This window comes from Lentibacillus salicampi, from assembly GCF_004565465.1.
In the GTDB taxonomy this organism is placed as follows: domain Bacteria; phylum Bacillota; class Bacilli; order Bacillales; family Amphibacillaceae; genus Lentibacillus; species Lentibacillus salicampi.
Genome location: NZ_SRHY01000007.1, coordinates 68,464 through 80,199, shown reverse-complemented (window position 1 = coordinate 80,199; position 11,736 = coordinate 68,464). Strand labels below are relative to the sequence as shown.

The following is an 11,736-nucleotide window of genomic DNA, read 5'->3' as shown; positions in this document are numbered from 1 at the left end:
AAGATACCCTAAAACATACCAATAAAAAAATACAAAGGTTTGTCAAAAGTCAATTACAACAATGGGTTGCGGGTTTACCTAACTATATCAAGGTATACATGCCTGTTTTGGACTGCGAAAGTTGAGTTAATAAGATAAACGTTTCCGACGTGAACGCAACGATTTCCACAACACGCCATGTTTCGGTGATACAATGAACGTGAGCATAAACAAAAGCGTTGCTGACAATACAATCGTGGCACCTGAGGCAAGATTCGCCTTATAACTGATATACAATCCAACTACTGAAGCAATCACCCCAAAGCTGGATGATAAAAATATCATTGTTGAGAGCCGATTCGTGATCAAATAAGCTGTCGCAGCCGGTGTGATCAGCATTGCTACCACTAATATAATACCTACTGTCTGCAAAGATGCTACAGTTACCATCGTCAGCAACGTCATAAGGAAGTAGTGGATAGCATTATTCGGTAAACCATATGCTTTTGCCATCGTCGGGTCAAACGAGGTAACCAGCAGTTCTTTATAAAAAACGTACACACTGATCAAAACGACTACACCTATTATCATTGTCATCCACATATCCGACGGACGAACGGCAAGAACGTTTCCAAACAAAATGTGGTATAAATCTGTACTGCTTTTTAAAAGGGTGATCAGGATAATCCCCAGTGCGAACGCTGCTGTAAACATAATGCCTATGGATGAGTCGTTTTTTATACGGCTATTTTGACTGATATACCCAATGCCAATGGCGGTCAGTATTCCTGTAGCAACTGCACCAAAGAAAAAATTGATCTCCAGGAAATACGAAACTGCTACACCCGGAAGAACCGCATGTGAAATCGCATCACCCATCAGTGACATGCCGCGCAACACAATAAAACTTCCTATCACGCCACATATAATACCGACCATGATGGATGTAACGAGAGCTTTTTGTAAAAAATCGTAATGCATCACAGCTTCTAAAAAATTCATGATTTCACCGCCAATTCTTTCAGGAATGACAACTGCCCTTCATAAGCCTGTGCTATTGTGTCGGGCTGCATAACATCCTCCACTTCGCCAAAGTCCATTAATGCTTGGTTTAACAAAATAATCTGCTGAAAATATTTTTTTGCTTTACTTAAATCATGGTGGACCACCAGTATGGTTTTTCCACTTGCACTTAACTCCTTCAAAATCACCATGATTGTCTCTTCACTGCGAATATCGATTCCAACAAATGGTTCATCCAAAAAGAATACTTCCGCTTGTTGTGCCAGCGCTCTTGCCAGAAATACGCGCTGTTGCTGTCCGCCGGATAATTCCCCGATTTGCCGGTTTTTGAAATCCGCCATCCCCACTTTAGCCAGCGCATGCATGGCAATTTCCTTATCAGCCTTTTTCGGTTTTCGTGATATTTTCAGCCTTGGATAACGTCCAATGAGAACCGCGTCAAACACTGAAATGGGAAAATCCCAGTCAATGTCATTTCGCTGCGGGACATAGGCAATTTTTTTCTGGTATCACGAATGTTATTTTCCATGATTTTGATAGTTCCTGTATCTTTTGGTATCAGGCCTAAAATTGATTTTAACAAGGTTGATTTACCAGCACCATTGGGACCGATAACGCCAACAATATTCCCAGGTTCAATGGAGAATGAAACGTCGCGAAGCGCTGTCTGACCGTTATATGAAACATTCAGTTGATCCACAGTAATTGCCTTGTTCATTCGAACCCCTTCTTTCTGAAATAAAATAAATTTCGGGCGATTCCACTTTTGTTTATCTTAGGTTAATAAGTAGCATAAAGGAATTAAATTTATATGTCAACAATAAAGTTTACCTAATGCAAAAATAATCTGCTTTACTCTATGTATTTAATGCCATTTTGTTCCTGCAAAAAAAAAGACTAATATGATGCCACTATTCGCACCACATTAGTCTTCCCCGTTTTCGTAAACTTACTTTTTGACCTTTTTCCCCTTTATCTTTTTCTTGTTTTTATTTTTCTTTTTAGGCTGCTTCGTTGTCACAAGCTCGAAATCCACGACACGTTCATCAGTATTGACTTTGACAACACGCACATCGACTTCTTCACCGATTCGGTATATATTGCCTGTGCGTTCACCAATCATCGCCTGGCTCCTTGTGTCATAATGATAATAATCATCGGTCAGATAACTGACATGGACAAGGCCCTCAATGGTATTTTCCAGCTCGACAAACAAACCGAAATTTGTAATCGAACTAATTACACCGGTATATTCTTCACCGATTTTATCTTCCATAAATTCCGCCTTCTTCAAATCATCTGTTTCGCGTTCAGCGTCAACTGCCGCCCGCTCCATTTCCGATGAATGACGGGCGATTTCGGGCATTTGTTCTTTCCAATGGCTGATCGTATCCTTGTCCATTTGCTTGTTGACAAGGTATGCCCGGATCAAGCGGTGTACGGTCAAGTCCGGGTAACGACGAATTGGCGATGTGAAATGCGTATAAAAATCGGTTGCCAGTCCAAAATGTCCGACACTTTGCGGATCGTATTTAGCCTGCTGCATCGAGCGCAGCATAAGTTTAGAAACAATCAGTTCTTCGGGTTTCCCTTTCACTTCTTCAATGACTTTTTGCAATGCCGATGGATGAATCTCGTTGGCTGTCCCCTTCACGACATAACCAAGTCCGGCGATGAATTCAAAAAAGTTTTGCAGCTTGCTTTCATCAGGGTCCTGGTGAATCCGGTGAATGAACGGCACATCCATCCAATGAAAATGCTCGGCTACCGTTTCGTTCGCCGCCAGCATAAATTCTTCAATCAGCCGTTCACCAACCGAGCGTTCCCTCAGGACAACATCTTCTGGCTTGCCGGTATCATCAACCAGTACTTCGGCTTCTTTAAAATCAAAATCGATAGCACCACGGCCCATCCGTTTCGCGCGCAGTATTTCCGCCAATTTTTCCATATTTTCAAACATCGGTACGAGCGGCTTATATCGGTCACGCAGTGTCTCATCTTTCTCAACCAGTATTTGATTCACATCTCCATAGGTCATGCGTTCATTCGTCTTGATCACGCTCTGGAAAATATCGTGATTGACTACTTCCCCCTTGCTATTGATCTCCATCTCACAACCAAGCGTTAGCCTGTCCACTTGCGGATTCAAGGAACAAATGCCGTTTGACAGCCGATGTGGGATCATCGGAATCACCCGGTCGACTAGATAAACACTTGTCGCACGTTCGAATGCCTCCTTGTCAATCGGGGAGTTTTCTTCCACATAATAGCTGACGTCTGCAATATAAACGCCAAGCTTATAGTTGCCGTTCTCTAATGGTTTAACGGACACCGCATCGTCCAGATCCTTGGCATCCGCGCCATCAATCGTAACAATCTGTTCATCCCTTAAATCACGGCGATTTTCCAATTCAGATGGCTTGATTTCTTCAGGTGTGTTAGATGCCTGCTCCAGGACCTCTTCCGGGAAGTCTACCTTAATGCCATGTTTATGAATGATGGATATGATATCAATGCCCGGATCATTTTTGTGTCCAAGGATATGAATGATTTCGCCTTCAGCACTCATCCGGCCTTCCGGATATTTCGTAATATGGGCAATGACCTTATGGCCGCTCACTGCGCCGGCGTTCATACTCTTTGGGATGAAAATATCATTGGGAATCCGTTTATCATCAGCAACCACGAATCCGAATGCGCCATTATCTTCAAACGTTCCGACGATCTGGTGGGTGGCCCGCTCCAAAATCCGGATGACTGTCCCTTCCGGCCTGTTCCCATCGGCATTCCGCTTTTCAATCCGCACCATGACTTTATCATTATTCATAGCTGATGCCAGATCAGAGTGGTGGATATAGACATCAGACTGGCTGTCATCATCCGGGATTAAAAAAGCAAACCCTTTGGCGTGCATCTGAATCCGGCCGCGGACAAGGTTCATCTTTTCAGGCAGCCCGAAACGGTTTTTGCGGGTTCTGACAAGCTCGCCGGCCTCCTCAAGGGCATTCAGGGCTTTCACCAATTCCTTAAATTCGACGGCTTCCCCCAGTCCTAAGGCTTCCTCCAGTTCATGGACGGCCAATGGTTTTTCACTATGTTCATTAAAATAGTCTCTTAATCGTTCTTCCATTGATTCGTTCAAATGTCTCACCTTCTTTCTAATGCTATTAAAGGTTGTTCAAAAAGTCCGGTAAAAATAACACTTCGATAGGGGTTCTTCTGCTAATACCGCCCACGTCCTGTGGGCAACGCAGAACTCACCACAACACGCGAGAAGCCCGCGCTCAAAACTACGCCGCCTCGAACGTTGACGCGATTGACGTGCTGGTGCGCGTTGGCGATTGACGTCGCGAACTTAGCCTGCCGGTTCTTTTTATCCTCTTTTTTTGAACACATACTATTATTCACGTTTTCACCGGATTATAATCATTTGTTCCAATCAAGCGATTCAAGAAATTGATAGATATCCTCAAACAGCTCTTCTTTTTCATTGCCCATTGTAATCACATGGCCCGATTCTTCATACCATTTGATATCTTTCTGATCGGATTCCACGTGTTCATAAATGTAGTTTGCACTGTCTGTATTGATCATCTCATCCTGACGCGCCTGCACAACGAACGTTGGGGTGTAAATCGTATCGATATGATGGTTGACCTCCGAGATCAATTCCCCCAAATCGTGAAACATATCACGGGAATTATCGACCAATTTCTGCACTTCTTTTTCGATGGTGTCTTTATCTTTTCCTTCCAGCTGCTTGAATTCCCTTGCTTTAAATCGATAGCCTTTCGTCAGCTGCTCCTCGTTGTCAAAGAACATCGGGGCGCACATTGGGATCACACCTTTGACCGCCTCCGTATAAGCGAGTTTCAGGCTCAACACTCCGCCAAGTGACAACCCGGCTACCGCGATTTCCTGATAGCCCAATTCTTTCAAATGGTTGAAAGCATTTGTTACATCTTCCCACCATTCATCAGCACTCGCTTTCACCAGCTCTTCCGGTTCTTTGCCGTGCCCGCGGTATATCGGCGCATGACTTGTGTAGCCTTTTTTCTCCAAAAACCGCCCGAGCATTCGCACATCTGCTGAATGCCCGGTAAACCCATGTAATAATAATACCGCACGCGGACCAGCTTCAAACGTAAATGGCTCCGGCAATTTAATTTTCAACTCGTGGTTCATCTCCTTCTGCGATACCTGCTTCATATAGTATACCTTACCCGAATATGTTTCTCATGAAAAATGAAAAACCCTTATCACTGCGATAAGGGTTGACCATTATTGAAGTATATAACCGCTCAGAAAAGCCAGCACAAAAAACAGGACCCCGGTAACGATCGTTCCCCGGTGTAAAAATAAATCCGCTCCACGCGCTTTCTGTTTACCGAAAAGTTGCTCGGCTCCTCCCGAAATCGCTCCGGAAAGCCCGGCACTCTTTCCCGATTGCAATAAAATAAGAACAATCATAATGATAGCATCAATCAACAAAGCTATATGAACAAAAGCTTCCACGTTAAACAGCACCCCCAGTCAAAAACGCTATATACCTATTATGTACTTTAGCATATCCCTGTCTTTCATCGCAAGTTATCTTTTTGAGGTTGTTCAAAAAGTCCGGCAAATTAGCCTGCCGAGCCTTTTCATTCTCCTTTTCGAACACTCACTTTTGTTTATCTTTGGACGGATGATCGTTTTCATTCTATCATGAAAGTATTGATCACGTATAGAAATGGATGTGTCTTAATGGAAAAAACATGTTGGTTAACGCGCCCGGATCATGTCGATATTCATCTAAAGAAATGGCTGCCCTCTGAAAAGGAACCAGAAGCAATTGTTCAAATCGCCCATGGCATGGTGGAGCATATTGGCCGTTATGAACACATTGCACAGTTCCTGACAGCGAATAACATCGCCGTCTATGGAAATGACCACCGCGGCCATGGGCGAACCGGTGAACAGCAAGGGTTGTTCGGTTATTTTGCTGCTGAAAATGGTTTTGAAAAAGTATCAAACGACATGCTGGCTGTGACAAAACAGATCAGGCAGGATTATCCGGAGACCCCATTCATTTTACTGGGACACAGCATGGGGTCCTTTTTGGCAAGACATGTTATTCAACAGCATAGTGATCTGTTCGATGGCGTTATTTTATCCGGTACAGGCTATTATTCACCATTCGTAACCACGACAGCGAAAATGCTGGCTTCGCAACTTCCGCCGTCAGAAAAATCAAGGCTGATGAACGCGCTTGTCTTTTCGTCCTACAACAGGCATGTACCACATAAAAAGACACATGTTGACTGGCTGACACGTGATGACAACTTTATCCAAACATATATCGATGATCCTTATTGCGGCTTCATTCCGACCGCAGGATTTTTCAAAGATTTGATGACCGGACTTTCCATCATTCACAATCCGCAAAACAACCGGCACATTCGATCGGATTTGCCGATGCTCGTTGTGAGTGGCACAGAAGATCCGGTCAGTGACTATGGAAAAGGTGCCTGGAAAACAGCCAATTTATATCATGAGGCTGGACTCGAACAAGTCATGACGGTGCTGTTTGAAGAGGGACGACACGAATTATTGCATGAATTGAACCGAAGTGAAATTTATCAGCGACTTTTAGACTGGATCATTCAGCTGACAAGGAAGATTGCTTGATTTGTCAAAGCGTATACGTGTAAAATGTAGGATAGAGTAAATTTTTATCGAAGGGTTGGTTAACGTTTATGATTCAAGGAATAGCCGCATCAAATGGAATAGCCATCGCCAAGGCGTACCAGCTGGTTACACCGGCATTAACTTATGAAAAAAAAGCAATTGATAATCCTAATAAAGAAATCGAACGTCTGGACAGCGCACTTGCAACAGCCAAACAGGAACTGGAGAAAATCAAGGAACATACGCGGAAAGAAATGGGTGATGAGCATGCCGAAATTTTTTCTGCCCATCTGCTTGTCCTCGATGATCCGGAAATGGTTAACCCGATGAAGGATAAAATCACGAACGAGAATGTCATGGCTGAAACTGCTTTGGAAGAGACCGCCAATATGTTCGTCGACATGTTCAAAAATATGGACAATGAATACATGCGCGAGCGTGCTGCCGATATACAGGACGTGTCGAAGCGGGTATTGGCGCATTTGCTCGGTGTCACTGTGCCAAATCCGGCCCTGATTGATGAGGAAGTCATTGTCATCGCCAATGATTTAACACCGTCCGATACCGCACAGCTGAACCGGGATTTTGTTCGGGGCTTTGCAACGGACATCGGTGGACGGACGTCCCACTCGGCCATTATGGCACGATCATTAGAAATCCCTGCTGTTGTCGGGACAAGGGGCGTTACGAAGTCTGTTAAAAACGATGATGTGGTTATTGTTGACGGTATTGAAGGAAATGTCATCGTCAATCCTTCCGAAGATAAGCTTGCTGAATATAAAGAAAAACAGGCAGCTTTTGAGAGACAAAAAGAAGAATGGGCAAAATTAAAAAATGAACCGACCATTACGGCTGACAAGGAGCAAGTCGAATTGGCCGCCAATATCGGAACACCGGATGATGTTGATGGTGTGCTGGCAAACGGCGGCGAAGGAATCGGCCTGTACCGCACTGAGTTTTTATATATGGGCAAAAACCAGCTGCCAACTGAAGACGAGCAATACGATGCCTATAAAACAGTGCTTGAGAAAATGGAAGACAAGCCTGTTGTTGTCCGGACACTTGACGTAGGCGGTGATAAGGAAATTAGCTATCTGGACCTGCCTGAGGAGCTGAATCCATTTTTAGGTTTCCGTGCCATCCGTTTTTGTTTAGAAAATGACGATGTGTTCCGTACACAATTGCGGGCATTATTGCGCGCCAGTGTTCACGGTAATTTGAAAATCATGTTTCCAATGGTTGCCACATTGGAAGAGTTCCGTCAGGCAAAAGGCATGCTACTGGATGAAAAACAAAACCTGAAGGATGAGGGCACTGCTGTGTCAGATGATATCGAAGTCGGCATTATGGTCGAGATTCCATCAACTGCTGTCACGGCCAGACAGTTCGCTAAAGAAGTAGACTTTTTCAGCATCGGCACCAATGATCTGATTCAATATACGATGGCCGCTGACCGCATGAACGAACGCGTATCCTACTTGTATCAGCCATACCATCCGGCCATTCTGAATCTGGTCAATTCGGTGATTGAGGCTGCCCATGCTGAAGATAAATGGGTCGGCATGTGCGGCGAAATGGCCGGTGATTCAATCGCCATCCCTGCATTGCTAGGACTGGGACTTGACGAATTCAGTATGAGCGCAACATCCATTCTACCGGCCCGTACGCAAATTCGTGATCTGTCAAAAGAAAAAATGGCTTCCTATAAAGACAAACTTCTGTCTATGGGTACGACAGAAGAAGTGGTCGAATTTATCAGGGAAAAAACGGAATAATGACTGGAACACCCGGAATCTTGTGGCTCCGGGTGTCTTTATTTTGGATGAAGGGTTCTGGGCTGAAGTCTGCGCTCTTCAGCTAATGTTTGCACTCTTTTCTATTGTTCCCCGCTCAAAACTGACAGGGGGAGAGTCCCGTCAGCTTTTTACTCCGAAATAAACGTGATCTTATCACCAATCGGCGTCCTGCCTTTATCACGAGGAATCTTTTCCGGATAACCAATCTGCATGACGGCTGCAATTTTATCCGTCCTGCTATCCAGTCCGATATCCTCGGCAAATCCGCTGTCATGCATGTAAGGCGTAATCGTCCAAAGCATACCAACGCCATACGACCAGGCGGCAAGCTGTGCGTTTTGAATGAACGCGCAAATACTGGCATACGTTTCCTCATAACGAACAGGATCATCTTCTTTCTTAAAATAAATCAGGGCATGGTGTGGAATCTGAAGCAAAAATTGTTTCATAGAGTCAATCATTTTTTGTGTCTTGAGATCATCGTCCGTTTTCAGCATCCCAATCCGCTGATAGCTTGTCATGATCGCATCGACAAAATCCGACTTGCCCTCTCTTTCATAAACGTTTATCCGCCATGATTCTTTCATATAATGTGTCGGCGCATAGGACCCGTATGTAAAAATATCCTGTAAAACAGCCCGGCCCACTTCCTGCTTTTTAAACTGATGAATGGACCGGCGCGCTTTGATGGCTGTTAATAGATCGATGGCTATCACCTCTTGAAAAATGCATTACCATTTCATTATGCCATTTACAGCCCGGCCTGCCCAGTCATATTTGCCATGAAATAATGATAAAATTGCCAGTAATCAAGCCCCACTGCAATACGATGATGTTTTTCTTCTTCGGCTTCATGTTCCAACACATCCACATACGGTCTAATATCAGCAATGCTCTGTCCTCTAACAACATCAACTTCGTCCCGAATGATATCAACCGGCAAGCTTCTGAACGTGAACATATTTTCATAGACGACTGCCATCATTGTCACCACATCATGCAGCGGGCTTCCTTCAATGTCTGGATTACGCTGCTTATAATAGTTGTAATAATAATCCAATAATGGCTTGACGATTTCGGCCTTGCCCACCCGATGGATATAGTCAACCATTTGCGGTGTCGCAATAGCTGCCATTGTCACATTCATCGGTATGATTGTCACATTGTGAGCGTTTTTCAGAACCAGGTGTGCAGCAATCGGGTCCCCGTAGAAATTGGCTTCAGATACAGCCGTTGCGTTCCCCGGCACCCAGAAAGCACCGCCCATCATATAAATCTCGTGCACGTCTTCCATAATGTAGGGGTACAAAATGAACAACGTAGCAAGTGATGTCAGCCGGCCAATATTCACAATGACTAAATCCTGATCACGGTACTGCTTAATCAATTGAATAACTTCAAAGAAATTTTCCTCAACACCTGCGCCATTCAAAAGGGGCGGTTTAATCGGGCCAAGCCCATATTCACCATGGATTTCCGGAAAAAATTCAGGTTCTTCGCCCGTCATGGGAATCTCTGCTCCTAAAATAACCTTGATTACCGGGTCAACACCAAACATTCTCCTGATATAATTGACATTCGCCACCGCTTTATCCCGCGAAACATTCCCATAGTCGGCCACAACACCGACCACGTCAATCGCATCATCAAACAAGCCATAAATTAATGCCACGGTATCATCAATTCCAATATCCCCGAATACCAGTACTTTCTGAGTCAAATTAATCCTCTCCTAATTTGGAATTGTTACCCAGTCCAGTATATTCGGCGTGATATTTGTCCTATTCCCAGAGTTTTACAGAGGTCTGTCTACGCACGTACGGACACAGCTCCGGCAGGCATGAAAAAAGTTATATTTTAAAAAAACACCTTTCCAATGAAATTTATTGGAAAGGTGTTTTAAGATATTCGATAGCCATTATTTGTTCAAGTTATAAAACGCGTAAAGCCCGGCATATTCGCCCATACCAGCCAGCTCATCTTCAATGCGCAGGAGCTGATTGTATTTGGCGACGCGATCGGTACGGGATGGCGCACCGGTTTTAATCTGTCCGGCATTGACGGCAACAGCAATATCAGCAATGGTCGCATCTTCTGTTTCACCTGAACGATGCGAAATGACCGCCGTATATCCGGCACGTTTAGCCATTTCAATCGCTTCAAAGGTCTCGGTCAGTGTACCGATTTGGTTTACTTTCACGAGAATCGAATTACCGACACCTTCCTCAATACCGCGGGAAAGTTTGTTGGTGTTGGTCACAAACAGATCATCGCCAACAAGTTGAACACGGTCACCGATCCGGTCAGTCAACAGTTTATGACCTTCCCAATCATTCTCATCAAGTCCGTCTTCAATCGAAATGATTGGATATTTGTTGATCAGGCCTTCATACCAGTCAACCATTTCCGCCGCTGTGCGGGTGACGCCTTCTCCTTTGAGGTTGTATTTGCCGTCCTCATAAATCTCAGACGAGGCAACATCCATCGCCAGTTTCACTTCTTCACCAGCTTTATAACCGGCAGCTTCAATTGCCTCAACAATCGTCCCGAGTGCCGCTTCGTTTGAATCAAGGTTCGGGGCAAAGCCGCCTTCATCGCCGACGCCGGTGTTATAGCCTTTGGATTTCAGCACCTTTTTCAGGGAATGAAAAACTTCGGCGCCTGTCCGGAGTGCTTCTTTGAATGTTGGTGCTGCAACAGGCATAATCATAAATTCCTGGATATCAACATTATTATCGGCATGCTCTCCGCCATTTAAAATGTTCATCATCGGCGTTGGGAGTGTTTTCGCATTGAAACCGCCCAGATAATTATATAATGGCAGTTCCAGGTAGCTGGATGCGGCATGTGCAACAGCCATGGACACACCAAGAATCGCATTGGCACCAAGATTGCCTTTATTTTCAGTACCATCCAGTTCCAGCAAAATCTGGTCAATAATGTTCTGGCGGGTGGCATCCACACCGATTAATTCAGGTGCAATCACGTCATTGACATTTTCGACCGCTTTTTCCACACCTTTTCCAAGATAACGATCCTTGTCATCATCACGCAATTCAACCGCTTCATATTCACCGGTTGAGGCCCCGCTTGGTACAAGTGCTGCACCAAACGCGCCTGATTCGGTGAAGACCTCCACTTCAACTGTCGGGTTGCCGCGTGAATCGAGTACCTCACGGGCATAAACGTCTGTAATGTATGGCATCCAACCACTCCTCTATTTTTTATTTAAAGTTGCTTTTGTATTTTTTGGTGGTTTCCGACCGCC

9 protein-coding genes and 1 pseudogene are annotated in these 11,736 nt (G+C 44.6%); 2 read left to right on the top strand and 8 right to left on the bottom strand.

Annotated features, from left to right (window positions below; all coding sequences use genetic code 11):
* Positions 1–126 precede the first annotated feature (126 nt).
* From E4U82_RS07735 to secG, 5 genes and pseudogenes are all read right to left on the bottom strand, one after another.
* Entirely contained in the window at positions 127–981 is an 855-nt protein-coding gene (locus E4U82_RS07735) for a metal ABC transporter permease (RefSeq protein WP_135109630.1), read from the bottom strand.
* Positions 978–1,720 (bottom strand): annotated as a pseudogene (locus E4U82_RS07730) (metal ABC transporter ATP-binding protein). Before E4U82_RS07730 ends, E4U82_RS07735 begins: the two are co-directional and overlap by 4 nt.
* A gap of 231 nt (positions 1,721–1,951) precedes the next feature.
* Positions 1,952–4,132, bottom strand: a complete 2,181-nt coding sequence (rnr, locus tag E4U82_RS07725; protein ID WP_135109632.1) for a ribonuclease R — start codon at positions 4,130–4,132, stop codon at positions 1,952–1,954.
* A gap of 296 nt (positions 4,133–4,428) precedes the next feature.
* Positions 4,429–5,175, bottom strand: a complete 747-nt coding sequence (locus tag E4U82_RS07720; protein WP_135109629.1) for an alpha/beta hydrolase — start codon at positions 5,173–5,175, stop codon at positions 4,429–4,431.
* A gap of 108 nt (positions 5,176–5,283) precedes the next feature.
* A complete protein-coding gene (gene secG / locus E4U82_RS07715) occupies positions 5,284–5,517 on the bottom strand; it encodes a preprotein translocase subunit SecG (protein WP_135109628.1) in 234 nt (77 codons plus the stop codon).
* A 231-nt stretch (positions 5,518–5,748) separates the two neighbouring features.
* On the opposite strand from secG, the gene E4U82_RS07710 reads away from it, so the two are divergent.
* Both E4U82_RS07710 and ptsP read left to right on the top strand, forming a co-directional pair.
* On the top strand, positions 5,749–6,672 hold the full coding sequence (locus tag E4U82_RS07710; protein WP_135109627.1) for an alpha/beta hydrolase: 924 nt from the start codon (positions 5,749–5,751) through the stop codon (positions 6,670–6,672).
* A 68-nt stretch (positions 6,673–6,740) separates the two neighbouring features.
* Positions 6,741–8,447, top strand: a complete 1,707-nt coding sequence (ptsP, locus tag E4U82_RS07705; RefSeq protein ID WP_135109626.1) for a phosphoenolpyruvate--protein phosphotransferase — start codon at positions 6,741–6,743, stop codon at positions 8,445–8,447.
* 149 nt (positions 8,448–8,596) lie between these two features.
* On the opposite strand, the gene E4U82_RS07700 is transcribed toward ptsP, so the two are convergent.
* The 3 genes from E4U82_RS07700 to eno all read right to left on the bottom strand — a co-directional run bounded on the left by E4U82_RS07700 (position 8,597) and on the right by eno (position 11,673).
* Positions 8,597–9,184, bottom strand: a complete 588-nt coding sequence (locus E4U82_RS07700; protein WP_135109625.1) for a nitroreductase family protein — start codon at positions 9,182–9,184, stop codon at positions 8,597–8,599.
* Positions 9,185–9,219: 35 nt separating this feature from the next.
* Entirely contained in the window at positions 9,220–10,188 is a 969-nt protein-coding gene (locus tag E4U82_RS07695; RefSeq protein ID WP_135109624.1) for a nucleoside hydrolase, read from the bottom strand.
* Positions 10,189–10,386: 198 nt separating this feature from the next.
* The gene (eno, locus tag E4U82_RS07690) at positions 10,387–11,673 is read right to left on the bottom strand and encodes a phosphopyruvate hydratase (RefSeq protein WP_135109623.1); all 1,287 of its coding nucleotides are present in this window, start codon (positions 11,671–11,673) and stop codon (positions 10,387–10,389) included.
* Between the last annotated feature and the right edge of the window lie 63 nt (positions 11,674–11,736).

Bases quoted from the DNA above. Each gene is read 5' to 3' on its own strand.
- E4U82_RS07735 (WP_135109630.1), bottom strand. From the start codon at position 981: ATGAATTTTTTAGAAGCTGTGATGCATTACGATTTTTTACAAAAAGCT.
- rnr (WP_135109632.1), bottom strand. From the start codon at position 4,132: ATGGAAGAACGATTAAGAGACTATTTTAATGAACATAGTGAAAAACCA.
- E4U82_RS07710 (WP_135109627.1), top strand. From the start codon at position 5,749: ATGGAAAAAACATGTTGGTTAACGCGCCCGGATCATGTCGATATTCAT.
- ptsP (WP_135109626.1), top strand. From the start codon at position 6,741: ATGATTCAAGGAATAGCCGCATCAAATGGAATAGCCATCGCCAAGGCG.
- eno (WP_135109623.1), bottom strand. From the start codon at position 11,673: ATGCCATACATTACAGACGTTTATGCCCGTGAGGTACTCGATTCACGC.